The organism is Aquimarina sp. AU58 (assembly GCF_900312745.1).
Classification (GTDB): domain Bacteria; phylum Bacteroidota; class Bacteroidia; order Flavobacteriales; family Flavobacteriaceae; genus Aquimarina; species Aquimarina spinulae.
In genome coordinates this window covers 319808-339477 of sequence record NZ_OMPD01000009.1, presented here as the reverse complement: position 1 = coordinate 339477, position 19670 = coordinate 319808, and the positions used below count along the sequence as shown (strand labels likewise).

Genomic DNA, 19670 nt, shown 5'->3' with positions numbered 1-19670 from the left:
TTAGATGAAAAGAATTATGTTTTGTGGTGTATTGGTTTTGATTAGTCAATCTGTCTTTTCACAATCCAACACTATTTTAAAAGGAATTATAAAAGATGCCAGCACTGGCTATAATATTCCTGATGTGTCTCTATCGATAGTAGAACAAAGTAAAGGAACTATTAGCGACTTAGATGGTCAATATCAAATAACGTTACCTTCAGGAAAATATGATCTTCAGTTTTCGGCAATAGGATATACTACCATTATCAAAAAGGTAGTACTAAAAGGAGAAGAAAACATCTTAAATGTAGGACTTCCCGTTTCTGCCACAGAATTGTCTGAAGTAATTATCCAATCAGACAAAAAAAAGGAAATAGGAGTACATCATGTATCCAAAATATCTTTAAAGTTAAGACCGGTAAACAGTGCCCAGGATTTACTTAAAACAGTTCCTGGTCTTTTTATTGCACAACATGCAGGAGGAGGTAAAGCCGAGCAGATATTTTTACGAGGTTTTGACAATGATCACGGTACTGATTTTGCTGTTTCTGTAGATGATATCCCAATCAATTTGAGTTCTCATGCTCATGGGCAGGGATATGCAGATATGCACTTTCTTATCTCCGAAACTGTAGGTGATGCTAATTATTATAAAGGGCCACATGAGGCTTCTTTGGGTAATTTTGCAGTATCTGGTGCTGCTTCATACACTACAAAAAGTAGGCTGAATCAAAACTCTTTAAAGTTAGAATATGGTCAGTATAATTTTATAAGAGCACTAGGTATGGTTACGCTCCTGGATAAAAAGAACTTTTTATCCAAAAACTATGAGAATGCATATATCGCAATAGAAGGAACCTACAATAAAAGCTTTTTTGACAGTCCACAAAATTTAAGACGATTAAACACTTTTTCTAAATATACCGTAGATATTAACGATTATAATACGCTAACAACCTCGGTATCTACTTTCCATAGTAATTGGAATGCATCTGGACAAATACCGTTAAGAGCGGTACAGTCTGGATTAATAAACAGATTTGGTGCCATAGACGATAGTGAAGGGGGAGATACAGAACGTATTCATATTAATGCCCAATTACAGTCTAAACTATCAGAAAAGATTAGTTTTAAAAACCAACTTTACTACGTATCTAACCAGTATAATCTGTTTTCTAATTTTTCCTTTTATCTCAATGACCCAACAAATGGGGATATGATACATCAGTCAGAAAACAGGAATATATTTGCTTATAACGGAAGGCTATCCTTAGACACCAAATTAGGAACAATGAATAGTAAAACAGAGTTTGGATTTGGTGTACAACATAACAACAATGAAATTAAACTGGATAGAAATAACAAAAGAGTTCTATTAGAAACTGTAAACTCCTTCAAAATAAAAGAAACCAATTATAGCGTATATCTTAGAGAGCAACTAAAGTTAACCGATAAGCTTTCGATACTGGTAGGGCTTAGAGGGGATTATTTCACTTTTGATCTCAAAGAACTTATTCCAGAACCTGGTAAAGATGATAACGACGCATTTCGATTTAGTCCTAAACTCAGCCTGTTCTATGACCTTACTCAAAAAATCCAACTATATGTAAAAGCGAGTTCTGGTTTTCATTCTAATTATAGTCAGGCTGCTGTAGATCAAAAATCTGTTCACCCTTTGCCAAAAGCTATTGGCTATGACTTGGGTACAGAATTTAAAATTGGCAATAGATTGATTGCTAATCTTGCTGCCTGGTACATAAAAAGTGATGCCGAGTATGTTTTTGTTACTGATGGTTTTGAGTTCGAAAATAAAGGCCGTTCTGAGCGTATTGGTGCAGAAGCCTCTTTTCGTTATCAACCACTATCCTATTTTTGGTTAGACACTGATCTAAACTATAGTTATGGGACTTTACTGGATGAACCAGAAGAGGCAAACAAAATCCCATCTGCTCCTCGATTTACCTCGACTGGCGGAGCTACCTTAAAATTAAAAAATGGAATCAAAGGATCTCTACGATACAGGTATATGGCAGAACGACCTCTAATTGAAGATGAATCTGTACAAGCAGATGATTACTTTTTGATGGATGCTGTACTTAATTACACCAACCCCTCTTACGAGATCGGATTAGCGATAGAAAATATATTTGATCAAAAATGGATGGAAGCGGTATTCTATGATTCCTCTCAACTTCAAAATGAAACTACTCCTGTAGATGATTTTCATTTCACTCCAGGAACACCTTTTTTAGCCAAATTAAGTGTAACTTATTTCTTTTAATTATGGGAAAAAATCTAAGTAAAGTAAATACCACCTTTCAATTTTGTGATGGAGGGTCCTGCCAAAAAGCAAAAGGTGAAATAGCTATACGAGAAGCCAGAGCATATTTGCGCAATAACGGGCTTTGGGATGCTACGCATACTATCAAAACAAGATGCAATGGTCGTTGTGAAGATGCACCGACCTGGATTGTACAACCTGGAAACTATTGGTATAAAAACCTGACTCCCGATAAAGCCGTTTCAATTCTGAAATCCCATTTAGAAGAAGATCAACCTGTCGAAGAGTATTTACTATATAAAGAAGGATGGCCAGAATTAGCCACAGAGAACGAGAAAACTATAGCACCAATTGTTTTTAAAGATAAAATAGATCCAGAACTCGGAGAAGCGTTAGTAGCGCGGTCTTTTGCTTCAGATCAACATCTCTATCCTCTATTTAAATACTTATTTCAAGAACCAAAACGTATTGTGGTGCAACAATACGACACAGCTACCCTTGAAATAAAATTACCTCACTATGTCGATTATACTGATGATTATGAGGTAAAAATTACGGGAGAAGAGCTTCAGTTACAATTAACAATCGCTGGAATTCCGAAAGACATTTCAGAAGAGATTGCCGATCGTAAAGTAAGTGTTGCAGAAGTGATCTGGCTTAAAAAATCTACTATCTTTACCAAGGCAATACGTCTAAAAAATAAAAAAGGAAAACACCTGGTCACATTTTGGATAAAAGAAGAGGATACAAACACGTGGGAACATATCCTTACGGTTTATCTGGGAATGTCACCAAACCATATTAGAATCAGTGAAGAAGTCTAAACACATAAGCATACTAGGTTGTGGATGGTTAGGATTACCATTGGCAATAAATCGAATTGCCAATGGGGATACGGTAAAAGGATCTACAACCACAGAAAGTAAAATCGAAAAACTAAAATCCGAAGGGATTACACCTTATCTTTTTACACTTGGAAAATCTTCGGAAAAAGAATATTTGGATTTTCTATCAGGAAGTGAAATTGTCATTATTAATTTTCCTCCTAAACGAATTCCAAACATTATAGAAATATACCAAAATCAAATAAAAAGTATACTTCCATCTATTTCTGATACTCAAAAAATAATCTTTATCAGTTCTACTTCGGTATATCAAAATACAAATGCAGAGGTAACTGAAACATTGAATATTGCGCCAGAAAAAGAATCAGGAAAGGCAGTTGCCGCTGTAGAGCGATTATTGCAGGAACAATTCGAAAACCGAGTGAGTATTATTAGACTATCGGGTCTTATTGGTGATGATCGCTTACCAGGTCGATTTCTTGCTAATAAGAAAGAAGTACAGAATGGAGATGTTCCCATTAATGTAATTCATAGAGAGGATTGTATTGGATTAATTAATGCGGTTATAGAAAAAGAAGCCTGGGGAGAAATTATAAATGGTTGTGCAGACCAACACCCGATACGAAAAGAATATTATACACTTGCTGCCCAAAAAATAGGACTTACCCCTCCTACTTTTATCAAGCAAGAAAAACAAGCTTATAAGATTATCTCTAATACCAAAAGCAAAACACTTTTGGGGTATTCTTATATTCATCCCGATCCTTTAAAATTAATTTGACTATGAATATTGTAGCCATAGTAGGTGCTGGTCCCGGAGATCCAGAATTATTAACTGTAAAAGCATCTCGCTTTATCAAAGAAGCAGATATCATCCTTCATGATAATCTCGTTTCAGATGCTATTTTAGCGATCAATACAGTTGGAGAAAAAGTATATGTAGGGCGTAAATTTGGAGATACGTCTGATCAAATAGAACGTCAGCAAAAGATCAATGAACTACTTTGTGCTCATTACCAAAAAGGCAAAAAAGTAGTTCGCCTTAAATCTGGTGATCCTTATGTCTACGGAAGAGCGGCCGAAGAAGCACGATATCTGACTGAAAAAAATGTTCCTTTTGAGGTAATTCCCGGTATTTCTGCAGCACTGGCAGCTGCTAATATTTTTAATATTCCTATTACCGAAAGGAATAAGTCTAATGCCATGTTGATATGCACAGCACATACTGCAGATTATTCTTTTGAACAACTCACCGGTATTGCCCATATGCTTAAAGCCGGAAATACCATCTCGATATATATGGGACTTAAAAGTTTACATAGGATTATCCCCAAGCTCTTAGAAGTATGCGAAGATGATACTATCCCAGTGAATGCAGCCTCTAATGTATCACGATCTAATCAGGAAATTATAACGGGTACGCTAGGGAGTATACAAGAACAGATTAAAAATAGTACATTACAAATGCCTGTAGTATTATTAATCGGGGCACATCCAATTAGGTAGATTAATGTTTGTCATTCCAGCGCAGACTGGAATCCATTTTCAACTATAGTGGACAATTCAATTTATAAACAAAAACAATGAAATGAGTCATAACAATTGAGTTGATACCAACCGAGATGTTCAATGGCGAATTTTATCTGACAACTAAAAGACAATAAAAAAGAACAGATGAAAGAAGGAATATTACTTTGTGGACATGGAAGCCGTAGAGAAGCTGCCATTACTTCTTTTAAACGGCTGGTAAGTATCCTAAAAGAACGTTATGAAAATGACTATGAAGTAGATTATGGATTTTTAGAATTTAATCACCCTACTTACGAAGCTGCAGTAGAGCGCATGTACCTGAACGGAATCCGAAAAATATATGCGCTTCCTGTTATTTTATTTGCCGGATCTCATGCCAAAAATGATATCCCTTATGAATTGAACACCATTCAAAGTTATCATGAAGATCTAACCATTGCCATGGGAAAGCATATTGGTGTTAATTCTTTTTTGTTAGATCTTGCTGTAAAGCGAATCGAAGAGACAGAAGCTACTTTATCTACTCTAGATCGAAAAGAAACCTGCCTGGTAGTTGTGGGCAGAGGCACTACAGATCCAGATGCCAATAGCGATGTATGTAAACTAACCAGCATGCTCTGGGAAGGAATGGGATTTGGATTTGCTACTACAGCGTATAGCGGAACAGCCTATCCCAAAGTTGACGAATCTCTACAAATGATTGAAAAATTAGGATTTAAGCGAACTATTGTTATTCCTTTTTTCTTTTTTACAGGAGTATTACTAGAACGTATTTATGGTCATGTTACCGATATGAATACATCTTCTACCCTAGAATATATCTATACAGATCCTTTTGGTACCGATGAGTTATTAATGAAAGCTTTTGATGAACGCTTAGAAGAAGCTAAAAGCGGTACTGCCCATATGAATTGCCAACTTTGTAAATATCGAAAGCAAGTGGTAGGGTTTGAGCAGGATTATGGTAAAGAACAAGTTGGACACCACCTCAACGTAAAAGGTATCCTTTTTGAAGAAGATGAAAAACCAGGTGAAGTAAAAAACTCATTGGGTAGCAAAATCAAGAAGATGCTGGGGATTTAGATTTTTGAAATTCTATTCCTATAATCCTGGTAAAAATAAGATTCCGAACTTAGCATACGTACAATACAAGTCTTACAGAATAGTATTAATTCGTTTTTACTAAGCCATTCTATGTGCACTGATATCGTTTTGAGACGATCCCATTCGTTTTTATATCTTCCTAAAGCTCTACCACCTCATTAGATATTGATTATCAGTAGTATAAACAAAAATATTCTTCCCTTATGCATTTATCATTATATGTAATTATGGCGTTATACATGTTATAAAAATATTTATAAAATATAATTTGTTAGTTAAGACTAACTTTTTTAGTTTTATATAACTAATAAATTATATATTTACACATGGACTACGTTATTGAACTATTGGAAATGAAGAAACGGCAGTTAAACCGTGAAGTCATGAATCAAAATCTTCTGCAGAAAGATATTAGAAAAGGAATTTCAGAATTATCAAAAATCACAGAAATAACCAAAGCAATAAAGGTTTTAAAATCAAAAAAATACAAATACAAAAATTAAAACATGAAGATCACACAACAATTACCAGACCTACCATATGATAAAAAATCACTTGAACCCATACTCACCGAAGAAACTTTTGATTACCATTATGGAAAACATCATGCAGCTTATGTAAACAATTTAAATACATTGATAAAAGATACTCCATTAGTAGACGTCACGGTACAAGAAATAATTCAATACGGGTTTCAACATAATGACACTTTGCTTTTCAATAATGCTGCTCAACATTGGAATCATAGTTTTTTCTGGCATTGTTTATCTCCAGATGAAGGAAAAAAACCACACGGGAAGATCAAAAAACTTATCGAAAGAGATTTTGAAACATTCGAAAAATTTAAAAAACAATTCTCTACCAGCGCCATTAAATTATTTGGCGCAGGCTGGACTTGGCTTGTACAAAACCAGGAAGGAAAATTAGAAATCTTATCCTTGAAAGATGCTCAAACACCTATAATTGAAAATAAAACTCCGATCCTTACACTCGATGTCTGGGAGCATGCATACTATATAGATTATCGTAATGCACGTCCAAGATTTGTAGAGAGTTTTTGGGAGGTTGTAAACTGGAATTTTGCTAACCAAAATCTAAAATAAGATGAGCGAATTATGCACTAATCAAATTGAAAATTATTGGAAAGCCAAAATAACAACTTCTAACACATTGTTTAATAAAGGTAAATTCGACCAAGCATTATTAGGATATAAAGATGCTCTATACCGAGCCGAAATATTAAACATAAATCAGTCGGATTGTATTCGGGATAACATTCCATTTATACAGATATATATCATTTCTTGTAATAACATTGCTAATACTTATAAGGAATTGAAACAGTACGAAGAGACTGAAAACACACTTAAAAGAGTTGTTTACTACCTTTTACATTTATCCAGTAATATCGACTTAAACATAGATGAAATTAAAGCAGAACTAAAAAGAGCTACCATTGCTTATGTAAATTTTGTGAAGGAAAACGGAGGAGATAGAAAACAACAGGAAACATTATTTACTGTACTAAAAGAACAATTAATAGAAAGCTATTGATTATTACTAAAGCGGGCTATTTTTAGTACAGACCTCACAGGTTTTAAAAACCTGTGAGGTCTGTATAGTTAAGATATACACTTTTTGTAAATGAATTATTTATGTTTTCAGAAAGTTTATTTTGGTCTGGACACCCATTTTTTTATGACTTCCTTTTCTTTTCCTGCACTATAGTATTTTATTTGTTTTCCCTGTATTACTTCGCCAAAGGCAATATCATTTTTGGGGTATCTGCTTTTGTATCCTTCTAATTGATCAGATATCGTTTCGACCATAGGACGGTTAATTAACCCAGCGCTAATAGCTTTTTGAACATTAAAATAATACGCCCCTACTGGTCTTGACCTCCATAAAGGCATTATTTTATAGGGAAGAATCTCATTTTTTATAAGAAAATCTCCATCAATCCAATGCAGTTTTTTGGGCATATCTGTAGCATGAATAAGACTAGATACATAATCTTTAAAAGGAGTTGGATTAGAAGCAACATTGTATTCGCCATATATTTTTGATTCTGAACAATGAACAATAAAGTTTGCCAAACTTTTTACATCTGTAACCTGCATGTGATGATTATGAACATTTGGCAATAGTATTTCTCCTCCCCTATAAAATCTAATCGGCCAAAAAGGCTCTGCATTTGGATCACCTGGACGAGTAACTCTAAAACTTTTCATTCCATGAGATCTATATATCGTAAAGTTATCTATTCGTTCTCTAATCGCTTCTTCTGCGAATGTTTTTCTTATAGCATATCTAAAATCTTCGCTTATCGTTTTTGGGAATTTTGGCAGAGGATTTAAGGGTTCTGATTCTTCAATAAACTTTTTATCCCATTTGTCATAAACCGAAATTGTAGATATATAATGATAATGGCCAAATTGCCCTTTAAACTCTTCAAGGAAATCTGAAACAGCTTTTGGAGATTTCTGCCATGTATCTACAACAATATCCCAATAGGTTTCTTTATGTTTTTTATCAATATTTTTAAGCCCTTCTTTATTTTCTTTCTCCCGGTCACAAATGATAGCAGGTAAATATTTAAAAAGTTCGGGATTGGTTTTTCCTCTGTTCAATAATGTTACTTCATAACCTGAGGCTAAAAATGTTTCGACAATAGTAGGCCCCAAAAACCCTCTACCTCCCAGAATAAGTACTTTTTTATTGGTATCACTAAACATTTTAAATCCAGAAGCAGTTATTGGGTTTAAAAAAGTAATGGCCGAAGCAACCCCCAAAGTTTTAATAAAATCTCTTTTATTCATGTAATTCATCTTATGTTAGAATACAAATATGGGGGCAAGTAAAAGAATAACGGAACTCCTTAATTAATCAGTACTTATTTCTTTTTTGAATTGTCCTGGGGTTTTACCCGTATGTTTTTTGAAATGATGAAAGAAAGCCGATTTAGAGTTAAATCCGCACTCATAGCCTATACCTTCTAAAGTTAACTTTAATTTATCCCCCTCTTTTATTCTGTCTATAGCATACGCTACTCTTTTGGTATTGACCAAATCATAAAAAGTAGTATTCATTTCAGAATTTATGATCTGCGAAAGATGATGTTTAGGAATATTTACAGATTCTGACAAAATAGCTAATGAAAAATCGGGATGTAAATATGTTTTATTTTCTCCAAAAAACCGATTAATAGAATCTATAAACATAATTATCTCATCGTTTTTAAGCGGGCTATGCTTATATTTCTTTTTATCAGTTACAGCATCAAAAGGTACTTCAGGGCGGTATACCATTCCATATTTCAACCCATAAAACCCGATCACAGTTACGAGAATAACATACCGTAAAACATCCCAAACTTGAAAATATGCTACTCCCACCAAAAGTTCTATTGCTAATCTTACAAGACTAATTCCTGTACTTATAAGAAATAAAATTGCAATAATTCTAACCCAGGAGAGCTCTAGCATACTACTATCGGCCTTATGGGTCTTAAAAAACTTATCTGTTTTGTAATAGAAATATAGTATGTATAATGGATAAAAAGTTAGAGAAATCAATTTTGCAATTAGAATTATTATTTCCCATAATAATTCTAATTCCTGCCTGATAAAAAAACTAAAAAATGTAAAAATTACAAATGGTAAAAAATGTAAAAGATTGGTTTTGGCAATATATTGATTAAATAAGGATTTGGTATAAAACAGAAAAAAAGGGCCATGCAAAAAGCTAATTGTAGCTATTAATATCCCGGTTACATCAGTTAAGTATGAACTCTTACCTATCCCTAATAATAAATGGACAGAGAATACTAAAAACCAAGTCATCAAAATCAGATCTGATAGTTTTCTTTTCTTTTTCAATACAATAAGTATCGCAAATAAAATACTCTGAATAGATCCAATTCCTAAAATTACGACTAATACATTAGACATTTTTATTATAGATTTTGACTTAAGTTGCCGGATAGTATTAAAAATTAGTGGGAAGATAATATGATTTCTTCTTTAATTTCAAAAAATCTTTAACCCTAATATCTTAGTACAACATTCTTTTATGTCTATTTCAGAATCATAATAAGTTTTTAAAATCTTTGTTTTTATATGTCCTCACAAACTTCATCTTTTCTTTGCTGCGTTAGACACATCACATAACATATCCGCAAAGATCCCAAAGTGAGCAGATACTTGTCGTTTTTCTACAGATAAGACTCCAGAACGTTGTGAAATAACGAATTTTACCTTTTCCATGGTACAACGTGGTTCAATCACAAATTTGATCAAACCAGTTACTTCAAAATCTTTTTGCGAGTCAATGGTAAGTTTCTGGGTGTAGGTGGTATTACGTTTTACAAAGTTTACCTGTCTACCACTAAAAGGATCATAACTTTCTAACGACTTCGGAAATTCTATAATCGAATCTTTCATGGTAAGGTGCTTAGTTTCATCTAATGAAAGGTTAAAACGTCCCAAGAAATTACCATTGGAATGCGGAGATACAAAATAGGATTTATCATATAAATCTATCGAAACAATAAAATGCGGCTCACCCTTATCTGTAGTATCGATTTTTAACACTAACGCATAAGGGGTATCCATTTTATTAATCGTTGCCGTTTTGGCTGTATCTGTTTGAGCAGTTTCTGTTACTACCTTGTCGTTTTGATTATTTTTAGTACAACCAATACTTAATAGTACTATGAGTATGATGATAGATTTGTTCATTTTTTGATTGTTTTAATGATTAGTAGAGATATACTTTCTTATGATTCTTCTTGTATTATTTTTTATTTTTAGTAAAACTAAATCGAACTGCGGTTAAAAGTGTCAAAAAAGTGTCAAAGAAGTGTCAACCACTGTAAAATCTCGTAAGATTGTATGTTATTTGTAACACATGGAGAACAAAAAGATATATGCATTAGGAGCTTTGGCAGGAATTATTTTTCTCATTTTGGGTTTCTCTGATATAAAAGAGCAAACAGAGGAGTTTTCAGAACTAGTAAAAATTGCGTTACGCGATGTTGGTAACCAATTACTATTAGCTAATCAAGATAGTACTTCTTTGGTTTTACCAGTAGTTAAACTAGAAAAATCAAAGTATCAACTTTCTTTTAAAAATACACTTTCATTCGATCCTGGTGATTTGGTTTCTATTGTAAAAAAAAGTTTTCGAAAAGCCGGATTACCAGAAGAATATCGTGTTGAAGTCTTGCGATGTATAAATAAAGAAGTTCCGTATAGTTACCTAATAAGAAATGACGTTGCAAGAGATATTGTCCCTTGTGGTGGAAGGTTTTTACCCAAAAACTGTTATACTATTGAAGTTCGATTTACCGAAACAGCATCACGTAGCTTTAGCAATCAAACATTAATCTATGGTATACTTTTTATTGTATTTGTGCTCCTTTTATTAGTTCTATATAAGCGAAAACAACTTCGGGATACTAAAGAAAATGGCATAAATTATATACCTATAGGTAGTTTTCAGTTTTATCCTAAGCAACACAAATTAACTAAACAAACTGTCGAAATTAGTCTTTCAAAAAAAGAATGCGAACTACTAGAGATTTTTGTTGCGCATCCCAATCAAATTGTCAAACGAGATGAATTAATTAAAAAAGTATGGGAAGACAATGGTGTAATCGTAGGGAGAAGCCTGGATACGTACATTTCTAAACTCCGTAAGAAATTAAAAGACGACCAGGCGATTAAACTAACAAATATTCATGGTATAGGCTATAAGTTAGAAATAGAACTTTAAGCAGTATCATTTTCACTTTTTAAAATTCAATTTTGGGTGGTTATAGCAGGCTTTTCCTTAGGAGTTTTAATCCGACAATGTTTTGATATAAAAGCCTTGTATTTCTACCAGGTCAATAACATCTCCCTCTGATAAATTTGTGGTAGCTTCAATTCTAAGTACATTGTCTATATCTTCTAAATCAATTGACCATTTAATGATATCTGAATGATTGTTAAGCATTGGTTTTAATGATCTAACTTTTTTCTTTGATTTAATATCTGTTCGAAATATTAGTAATTCCATATTAAAATATATTGTTATTCTGAATCTGGTTTTGAAGTGTCTTCTTGCACTTGGTTTGATTGTCGTTCGATATATTGTTTGTAATATTCATCACCTTCTTCTTTCCAAAATTTATCATAGTATTTCCATTTTGAGAAATCAGTCTTCGAATCTTTTTTACAATGATCGTTTGAATCTTTTGATGATTTTTTACTACTACCGCTACCACAACCGCCAAGAAGTATTTTGAATAATATAAATACTCCCACAGCTTGCCAATAGGTAAGCGTTGTTAGCCCAAAAATCTCGGGCATAAGCCAATTCCATAACCACATAATGACAAAGCCAAATAAAATGGCTAATCCTGTTATTGCTATGGCACCAAAAATGATTATTCCTACAATCTCTACTGGTGACTTTTTTCTAAATTTATGAGTGAAAAAATTTGTCATAATATATTTTTATTTTTATTAATCTCTACTTCTATTTTTTTATATAATACTGCAATTGCTCTATGCCTTCTAGACATTAATGTTCCTATAGAAATCCCTGTTTTAGTTGAAATCTCTCTATATGTATACCCTTCAAAGTCTACAGCTATAATGATATCTTTATATGCTGGTTTTAGCTGTTCGATGCATTTTTTTAGCACTACAATCATCTGATAAGAAGTGTAATTATCGTTTGATTGGTGTAGTACCTCTGCCAGCTCTACTAAATCTTCATCAGCGTCTACCGAATTCGTTTTTTTTGTAGTTCGCATCACATCAATGATTTTGTTTTTTACAGATCTGTAAACAAAACCAGCTACATTATTTATTGGAGCATATCGATCTGCTCCAGAAAATAATTTTAGAGCGACATCCTGGATGATATCTTCTGCATCACGATTGGCTGTGTCACTTATTTTAGTTTTCACATACCTCTTGAGAGATTCATATTCTCTTCCAAAAAAGTCGGTAAGCTTTTTATTATTTTCTGATTCCAAATTCATTAAAACCTTTTATGAAGGGCCTTCGATTAAAAAGACGATACTTTTTTAATCTATTGCATTTTTCAATATATTTTTTGAAAAAAAATAAAATTTATAATGGATTGTTTTCTTTTTACTAGCGACTATATAAGCCGTGCAGTAGAAAAAAGAGTTTAGACTAAAAGATAAGAATCCGTGTTTTAAACACTTAATTTATTTAATACATCGTATAGAAAAAGCATACGTTGGATGTTGCGAAGCTTTTCTGATTTTATTATTACCTTTTTCCAAAATATACGTCCAAATAAAATGCTCTTCTTCTTTAGAATCTGACCAAAACAATGTGTTTTCTCCAAAATTATTTGGATGTTCCTCATTATTCCCTATTCCCGAAGGCCTTATAGAAAATCCACTATTGTTTGAATTTATTTCACCTTTCCAAAACTGTTTATCTTTATAATTGCCAGCTACATTATCTTTTGAAAAATTAAATAGTTGTTCCCAATCCTTATTATTCGGTAATCTCCACCCTTGAGGGCATACCTTGCATGCAGTTTCAAAATCATATAACAACCCATACAATTGAACATTACCTGAATCATTATCAGGAAAAAAATAGTTTACATTGTTTCCATTTATATCTCGTCTAGCTTTAAGATTTTCAGTCATCCAAAAAGTTTCTCCGTACTTAGCTATCGAATATTGATTCCCATCAATATCAGTCAATTTCGTTGTTTCACTTTTACAACTAATAATCATACAAAAAAGGAGTATTCTATAAAATATTTTATTCATATCTAAGTTTTTCTAATGAAATACAACATTATAAGACGAATTGTAATAAAATCAAATGTTATCAGATTCTATCTACAACGTTGTATTGATACTAAGCCTGGTGTGAGTACAAGCATTATATCTTTTCCTTTCTAAAATCTCGTTCTAGAACAAATATACAAGAAGCTTCGGCTAATCTCTTAACTACAATGTTTTATCCTTTGTTGGATGTAGTATTTCTTTTTATGGGTAATAATTCTTTATACGTTAAACATCTCCCGACCATAAAAACACGATATGCAAAACCCCAAAAAGAAATAATGATGCAGTTGTAACAGACTTATCATTGTTTACAATAAAAGGGCGTATTAAGTATGCGCAACAATTTAGACATAAGATTAACTTAAATGGAGGGATGCTACCTTCAGTTGATAATAACTAAAATTATGTGTTACGATGTACATGCTAGTTTAAAATCTCAGTTAAGAAGAGTAAAGCATTATGGGAATGATGAACAAATAAAGGAGATTGAAGAAAAAATAGTCCCTCAAACGAATTTACCTTTGTTTCATACGCAGGGTCACTCACATAGGAAACTATTAATTTACACTGATTGTAATCCTAATATTCCTACGGTATCTAAATGGGGTTTGATTCCTAGTTGGGTTAAAGATTTAAATCAGGCCAGTTCTATGATGAGAAGCACACTAAATGCCAGAGGAGAAACAATATTTGAAAAGCCTTCCTTTAGAAGCTCGGCAAAAAATAATAGATGCTTAGTTTATGTAGATGGATTTTATGAGCATCATCACTTCAAAAGTAAAACCTATCCTTTTCATATTCATAGGAAAGACGGAGAACCAATAATATTTGCAGGACTTTGGAATGAATGGATTGATAAAAGTACTGGGGAAGTATTAAATTCATTTTCCATTGTTACTACAAAGGGAAATGCATTATTGGCCAAGATTCATAATAATCCAAAATTGAAGGAACCAAGAATGCCTGTAATACTTCTTGATGAGTTGGCAGATAATTGGCTTAATCCGATCACTGATGAGCTAGATCAAAAGGAAATTCAAGAACTTATACAGCCTTATCCAGATGATTTGTTAGATTGCTATACAATAGATAGATTAAGGGGTAAAGCATACATGGGTAATGTTGAAGACATTACCAAACCAGTAGAATACGAAAATCTAGTCTTCTAGTTTATATTTCATCTTTGTATATCATAAATTAGTGTTAATTTTTAAAGTATTAAGTATCATTTTTTCGAGTTAAGACATCAACTATTAAGACGTAAATTTGTGATTAACTTAAAACCTTTAAAAATGAAAAACATAATTTGTTTATTTGTAGTAGTTACTCTATTTTATTCCTGTGGAAATGAAATCGATAATCTTGAAGAAGAAATTGATCCAACATTAATTTATGAAAAGAACAATCCAACATGTCAATATCAAGGTCCTAATTTAGTGATACCTGGTACAATACATACTTATACACTATTTGATGTAAATGGCCATAATATTTCATGGAGTGCTCCTTCTAATACTACAGTTTTACAAGAAAATAGAAACCCAAATTCATTCTCTCTGACTTTAAAATTTAATTCGAATTTTACAGGAGGATATTTTAATGCAGGTGATGTTGTAAATAATACATGTAGTGTGTTTTTTTATATTAATGCAGATATATGTGGTTTAAATCTTAGCAATGTAGGAGAGCTTAATGGTAATCAACAAAATGAAGTAGCCTTTTTTACAATACCGACATTAGATTCAGGATGGAGTATTACAAGCAGCTCTTTTTCAGTAACTTATCAATCCAATAATGTTTCTAATTTCATTGGTTATCAAAACCCTAATGGCTATCCTCAAATATTAATTCCAGTATATTGTACAGATAGGGTTAAAAAAGTTACGGCTTCAGTAACGGCTTCATCTGGATCGGATTCCTGTACAAGAACAGTAAGCACGAATTTTAGCCCCCCAGTTTGCGGTAGTGGTGGAGGGATCGGGATCGGTGGCTTCTAATTTAAATAAGAATCAACAAACCCTTATGAGTATCATAAGGGTTTATTTTAACTTATTCCTTGCCACATCCAAAACCCAGTATTATCATTAAAATAATATAGTACATTATCACATTCGAAATTCTTATGAATACCAATTAGCTCAGTAAATATTTTTTTGCAAGCTCGTTCACTCCTTTTACCAGAGTATTTCTTAACACCATCAAAATAGAGGTACACTTTATTTTTTAGAGATGCATATTTCTTTCCAGAATCCTTTACTGTAATGTACGATAAACCACAATACGCATGGTTTATCTTTTTATCGATAAACTCTGGATTGACACCTATAGCCTTTTGAGATTTACTCAACATTATATTGGAGATATTTCCCAAAATTAGGAAATATTCCACTAATATTACGGTTTTACCGTAAAAAATATGATCATGATATTTTAATCTTACTGATCTTCTAGCGTTATTTTTTGTTTTCCTCGCGCCCCAATTTAAAAAACTATAAAAACAATTAATGAGATGAGCGAATCCGGTTCAACAGTTCAACAAGTTCCAATATTTCAGATTTTTACTTTTATCAATAATAATTTGGTTTTCAGAATTTTAAACAAAAGTGTTGGACTGTTGAACGTTGAATCGTAAAAATAGAGACATATATTTTTATAGTTTTTTTCTTTTTTTTCTGTTGTAAAAAAATGTTAACGCTTTTTACTCAGTTAAACCTTAAGCGTTATAAAATGAATATGTAAAATAGTTTTTTGTTATTATGATTAAAATCATGATAGATAATAACTACAATCGTATTTGATTTTATTATTTTACTTATGAAAACAAAGGGTAAAAATAAGTAAGTATATCATAAAGGAAATTCCGGTATCGCTCCACGTGAAGAAGTTTTTGGAGTATAGTTTTGGTAAACACTATACATTTTCTAAGAATGATTTTTTCGGCAAACTGATTATTAGTGTATTTAAAAAAGGTTTTCGAAAAACACAAATCATGTTCAAAAAAAGAGATCAATGCTAATATCTGTTTCAAGAAGCGAAATGAAAATACAGATAGAAACGAATATTTTGACAAAGAACTCTATGAACAAAGATATGCCGTAGAAAGATCGAATGCTTGGATGGATAGCTATAGATCAATACTCAACAGATTTGATACGACAACAGAAAGCTGGAAGGGATTTAATTATTTAGCATTCATGGCTATAGCACTCAAAAAAATAAAAAAGAAACATAACAAAAAAGTTTAAACCACTTCAATATGAACATTCTCCTTGCAAAAAATGAAAATGAGAGTTTGCCTTTATCAAGCATTTTTAAAGCTTGCATTGAAATTCCTAAGCCAAAAAGCAAAGAGAAGATAGGAAAGAACTTTGTGTAAAAAAATAGTTGCAGAATTTTATTCGAAATTTGGTCAGTATTAGAAGTCCATTGCTTTGCAAATTCATCCTGATTAAGAAAAGTAGAATTCATTATCACAATATTGACCACAAAAATTCCGAGAATTGCAAATCCTCGGAAAACATCTAATACATCAATTCTTTTTTTTACTTTGATCGGTTGTTCATTCAATTTTATAGTACTTTTTCGTGTTGTAGTAACAACGCTAAATATAACAAACTTCAATGTTTTGAAGAGATATGATGAGTAGTAGTATTATCTTTTACTTAGGAACGTTTTTGATTTTATGATAAACTCCTCTCTGGTTTCACCTTCGTGAGCCCCATGAGAAACATTAGGTAATATCCAAAGATCAGAATTAGGTAGATTTTCCTTCACACGTACTACTTCATTTAGACTCATCCCTTCATCATCATCTCCGATCATGATTAATACTTCTGGTTTTATGTTTTGTAATTCTTTGTCACTTAGTTTGACAATATAATTTTTAAACTGATCCATTATTGCTTTGATGTGTTCATCTCCATCATGAGATGTCTTGAGCCAAGGAAAATTGGTTCGATTTTCAAAAGTAAATGCTTCTAAATATTCGGGAAAGTCAAGAATTGTCCAAGTCCCTACTGCGCCGATTGTTATCATGCATTCTATCAAAGTTGGATTGATCAAAGCTAGTTGATAAAGTACATCCCCGCCAAAACTGAATCCTATCGCTTTGATTTTTTCTAATTTTAAATATTTGATTAGAGAATTAAGATCTTCAGCCACAGATCTTATGTTAAGATCTTGCTTAAAGGGCTCCGATTTTCCGTGGCCAGCTAAATCAACTAAGTACACTTCATACTCTTTTTCATAGTCTTTGACATATGGTTTCCACGAATTAGAAGACTGTGTGTAACCATGTAAAAGAAACAAAGGTTTTCCTTCTCCATAAATTTCGTAATATATGTTTTTTCCATTTACCGAAACCGATTCGGCTTTCCTTGGTGATTGAGAGCGTATATTAGTTGACATTAATATTAAGGTTAAAAGTATAGTAGTTCTTATCATTAAATTAGTTGTTGGTTTTTAGTTATTGCAGCAAACGTTATAAGAATGTCCTGTAGCAGAGTAAAATTACCTTGCCATCGATAGTGCTGTACTGATTACATGATTTCTCATCATAAAAATCTTTGCGCTATCGCAAATATACAAGAACCTTTGATTAATCATATTATCGCTATGGTCACATACTTGATGTTGTACAATAGCTATTTTATAGCATTAATTAGATTTTCTTTCGCTAACTTTAAAATTTCATGTAATTCTTTTAGAGATATTTCTGCTGCATTATTAAAATCAACTAGAACATGATCATATTTTTTAGGATATTTTTCTTGTATAGCATCCCTAACAAATTTTACTGCAGGCCTTAAATGACGATATTCTCCATCAATAACAATAGATGATTCATAGAGCGCACAAAATAAGCTATAGGTGTTATTTGATTCACATACTCTATTATCATTTTTATTCCAACTTTTCTTAGAATCCAGTAGTTTAATCGTGTTTTCTATAATTTTTACTTCAATTTCACTTGGCTTAAACCAATTTCCTTGTAATTGTGCATCTTGAAAGTTAAATTCCTTAATGACCATAGGGAGTATTTTTGTCTCGTCTTCAAAGTTTCCCGCATAATAACCATCTGTATATTGAATAAGAGTTGCTATTCGTTTAGGCATATCGGGCCAAGAAATCTCTACAAATCTTTGAACTGTGTCGTTTTTGATAACAGTGAATTGCATTGGAGATTTTCCATATGGAGCGAGAATGATGCTAGTTAAAGCCCTACCGTCCTTGATGATGTTATACCTGCCTTGATGTACTTTTCCGTTCTCGTCTGTGTAGGTTCCAAACCAAAGCAGTTCTTTCTGTGCAAAAATAGTATTAGAGAAGAAAAATAGAAATAGTAAAAAAAAGAGGTTTGAATAAAATAGTGATTTGTTTTTTTTGATTGATGCTTGCATGATATTTATATTTAACGGGTTAAATATAAGAGTACAACTATATCAAAACGTTACAGTTCAATAAGATAAGTCGACTTATCCAACTCGAAAAATCTTATCCATCTTACGCCCTTTTGCCAATTCGTCTACTAGTTTGTCTAAGTACCTTGGTGTTGTGTTAACAAATTTTCGATGTCTTCTACTCGATAACCACAAATTACATCAGTAATAAGGGAAGTATTAGTGTATCATCCTTAATTAAAAGTTTATTCTTATCATCGTAATAAAAATTAGCAGCAATGTTACTATCCCAACAATAGTTGTAAACATTCCCACTTTTTTTGATTTGGTCCATCCTGATAATGAAATCATAACTGTTAGAGAAAAGAGTCCAATCATAAAAGTCAACATCCCAATTATCCTGGGCATTAAAAAGTCATTTATAACAACATTCTTTACATATCCTCCTGGTGTAGTTATCATTGAGATTTGCATCATTGCAAATACAGTAACGAGAAAACAACCAGCAGATAATGTTGCGGATTTCAAAATTTTATTAGTTAGTTTATCTTTCTTATCAGAAACCAACAGATTAGCAACTACTGTAATAGAAAATCCGCTCAATAAAGAACTTATCAGAATAGTTTGATTAGCTAAAGTATTCCAATACTCTAATGTTATTTGCATATTCAGTTTGGTATTTCTGTTTAAATGTTTGGGAA

Annotated in this window: 22 protein-coding genes and 2 pseudogenes; 12 read left to right on the top strand and 12 right to left on the bottom strand. The window is 32.3% G+C overall.

What is annotated here, in order from left to right:
* Nucleotides 1-4 precede the first annotated feature (4 nt).
* From DK441_RS08155 to DK441_RS08125, 8 genes are all read left to right on the top strand, one after another.
* Nucleotides 5-2263, top strand: a complete 2259-nt coding sequence (locus DK441_RS08155; RefSeq protein WP_109098276.1) for a TonB-dependent receptor — start codon at nucleotides 5-7, stop codon at nucleotides 2261-2263.
* Nucleotides 2264-2265: 2 nt separating this feature from the next.
* Nucleotides 2266-3087, top strand: coding sequence for a ferredoxin (locus tag DK441_RS08150; RefSeq protein WP_109098275.1), 822 nt, complete (start codon nucleotides 2266-2268; stop codon nucleotides 3085-3087).
* The gene (locus tag DK441_RS08145; RefSeq protein WP_109098274.1) at nucleotides 3074-3889 is read left to right on the top strand and encodes an NAD(P)-binding domain-containing protein; all 816 of its coding nucleotides are present in this window, start codon (nucleotides 3074-3076) and stop codon (nucleotides 3887-3889) included. The genes DK441_RS08150 and DK441_RS08145 overlap by 14 nt, the downstream gene beginning before the upstream one ends.
* A 2-nt stretch (nucleotides 3890-3891) precedes the next feature.
* Nucleotides 3892-4614, top strand: coding sequence for a uroporphyrinogen-III C-methyltransferase (cobA, locus tag DK441_RS08140; RefSeq protein WP_109098273.1), 723 nt, complete (start codon nucleotides 3892-3894; stop codon nucleotides 4612-4614).
* A gap of 168 nt (nucleotides 4615-4782) precedes the next feature.
* A complete protein-coding gene (locus DK441_RS08135; protein WP_025663045.1) occupies nucleotides 4783-5721 on the top strand; it encodes a sirohydrochlorin chelatase in 939 nt (312 codons plus the stop codon).
* A 347-nt stretch (nucleotides 5722-6068) separates the two neighbouring features.
* A complete protein-coding gene (locus DK441_RS26485; RefSeq protein WP_160111999.1) occupies nucleotides 6069-6245 on the top strand; it encodes a hypothetical protein in 177 nt (58 codons plus the stop codon).
* A gap of 3 nt (nucleotides 6246-6248) precedes the next feature.
* Nucleotides 6249-6845 (top strand): superoxide dismutase, encoded by a 597-nt coding sequence (locus tag DK441_RS08130; protein ID WP_109098272.1) that lies wholly within the window; start codon nucleotides 6249-6251, stop codon nucleotides 6843-6845.
* A gap of 1 nt (nucleotide 6846) precedes the next feature.
* Nucleotides 6847-7296, top strand: a complete 450-nt coding sequence (locus DK441_RS08125) for a tetratricopeptide repeat protein (protein ID WP_109098271.1) — start codon at nucleotides 6847-6849, stop codon at nucleotides 7294-7296.
* 116 nt (nucleotides 7297-7412) lie between these two features.
* Here DK441_RS08125 and DK441_RS08120 read toward each other — a convergent pair whose 3' ends face one another.
* The 3 genes from DK441_RS08120 to DK441_RS08110 all read right to left on the bottom strand — a co-directional run bounded on the left by DK441_RS08120 (nucleotide 7413) and on the right by DK441_RS08110 (nucleotide 10481).
* A complete protein-coding gene (locus DK441_RS08120; protein WP_109098270.1) occupies nucleotides 7413-8561 on the bottom strand; it encodes an NAD-dependent epimerase/dehydratase family protein in 1149 nt (382 codons plus the stop codon).
* Between the two features lie 63 nt (nucleotides 8562-8624).
* Entirely contained in the window at nucleotides 8625-9692 is a 1068-nt protein-coding gene (locus DK441_RS08115; protein WP_109098269.1) for an AraC family transcriptional regulator, read from the bottom strand.
* Nucleotides 9693-9875: 183 nt separating this feature from the next.
* A complete protein-coding gene (locus DK441_RS08110) occupies nucleotides 9876-10481 on the bottom strand; it encodes a hypothetical protein (RefSeq protein ID WP_109098268.1) in 606 nt (201 codons plus the stop codon).
* A gap of 169 nt (nucleotides 10482-10650) precedes the next feature.
* On the opposite strand from DK441_RS08110, the gene DK441_RS08105 reads away from it, so the two are divergent.
* Nucleotides 10651-11517: a winged helix-turn-helix domain-containing protein gene (locus DK441_RS08105; RefSeq protein ID WP_109098267.1), complete on the top strand. Its 867-nt coding sequence runs from the start codon at nucleotides 10651-10653 to the stop codon at nucleotides 11515-11517.
* Between the two features lie 66 nt (nucleotides 11518-11583).
* On the opposite strand, the gene DK441_RS08100 is transcribed toward DK441_RS08105, so the two are convergent.
* The 4 genes from DK441_RS08100 to DK441_RS08085 form a co-directional block, all read right to left on the bottom strand.
* Nucleotides 11584-11802 carry a hypothetical protein gene (locus DK441_RS08100; RefSeq protein WP_074407391.1) on the bottom strand — a complete coding sequence of 73 codons (219 nt, stop codon included), beginning with the start codon at nucleotides 11800-11802 and terminating at the stop codon, nucleotides 11584-11586.
* Between the two features lie 14 nt (nucleotides 11803-11816).
* Complete coding sequence (locus DK441_RS08095; RefSeq protein WP_109098266.1) at nucleotides 11817-12233, bottom strand: hypothetical protein; 417 nt, start codon at nucleotides 12231-12233, stop codon at nucleotides 11817-11819.
* Nucleotides 12230-12775: an RNA polymerase sigma factor gene (locus DK441_RS08090; protein ID WP_109098265.1), complete on the bottom strand. Its 546-nt coding sequence runs from the start codon at nucleotides 12773-12775 to the stop codon at nucleotides 12230-12232. Before DK441_RS08090 ends, DK441_RS08095 begins: the two co-directional genes overlap by 4 nt.
* 192 nt (nucleotides 12776-12967) lie before the next feature.
* On the bottom strand, nucleotides 12968-13549 hold the full coding sequence (locus DK441_RS08085; RefSeq protein WP_109098264.1) for a fibrobacter succinogenes major paralogous domain-containing protein: 582 nt from the start codon (nucleotides 13547-13549) through the stop codon (nucleotides 12968-12970).
* 386 nt (nucleotides 13550-13935) lie between these two features.
* On the opposite strand from DK441_RS08085, the gene DK441_RS08080 reads away from it, so the two are divergent.
* Nucleotides 13936-14739, top strand: coding sequence for an SOS response-associated peptidase (locus tag DK441_RS08080; protein ID WP_235015730.1), 804 nt, complete (start codon nucleotides 13936-13938; stop codon nucleotides 14737-14739).
* Between the two features lie 123 nt (nucleotides 14740-14862).
* On the top strand, nucleotides 14863-15567 hold the full coding sequence (locus tag DK441_RS08075) for a hypothetical protein (protein WP_109098262.1): 705 nt from the start codon (nucleotides 14863-14865) through the stop codon (nucleotides 15565-15567).
* Nucleotides 15568-15614: 47 nt separating this feature from the next.
* On the opposite strand, the gene DK441_RS08070 is transcribed toward DK441_RS08075, so the two are convergent.
* A complete protein-coding gene (locus tag DK441_RS08070; protein WP_160111998.1) occupies nucleotides 15615-15959 on the bottom strand; it encodes a hypothetical protein in 345 nt (114 codons plus the stop codon).
* Between the two features lie 601 nt (nucleotides 15960-16560).
* On the opposite strand from DK441_RS08070, the pseudogene DK441_RS08065 reads away from it, so the two are divergent.
* Nucleotides 16561-16815: pseudogene (locus DK441_RS08065) on the top strand (transposase); the annotation flags it as partial.
* A gap of 406 nt (nucleotides 16816-17221) precedes the next feature.
* Here DK441_RS08065 and DK441_RS08055 read toward each other — a convergent pair.
* From DK441_RS08055 to DK441_RS08040, 4 genes and pseudogenes are all read right to left on the bottom strand, one after another.
* Nucleotides 17222-17977: an alpha/beta fold hydrolase gene (locus DK441_RS08055; RefSeq protein WP_160111997.1), complete on the bottom strand. Its 756-nt coding sequence runs from the start codon at nucleotides 17975-17977 to the stop codon at nucleotides 17222-17224.
* 236 nt (nucleotides 17978-18213) lie between these two features.
* The gene (locus DK441_RS08050) at nucleotides 18214-18969 is read right to left on the bottom strand and encodes a hypothetical protein (protein ID WP_109098258.1); all 756 of its coding nucleotides are present in this window, start codon (nucleotides 18967-18969) and stop codon (nucleotides 18214-18216) included.
* 75 nt (nucleotides 18970-19044) lie between these two features.
* Nucleotides 19045-19190, bottom strand: a pseudogene (locus tag DK441_RS08045) (DUF2200 family protein); the annotation flags it as partial.
* A 16-nt stretch (nucleotides 19191-19206) separates the two neighbouring features.
* Nucleotides 19207-19635 (bottom strand): hypothetical protein, encoded by a 429-nt coding sequence (locus DK441_RS08040; RefSeq protein WP_109098257.1) that lies wholly within the window; start codon nucleotides 19633-19635, stop codon nucleotides 19207-19209.
* Between the last annotated feature and the right edge of the window lie 35 nt (nucleotides 19636-19670).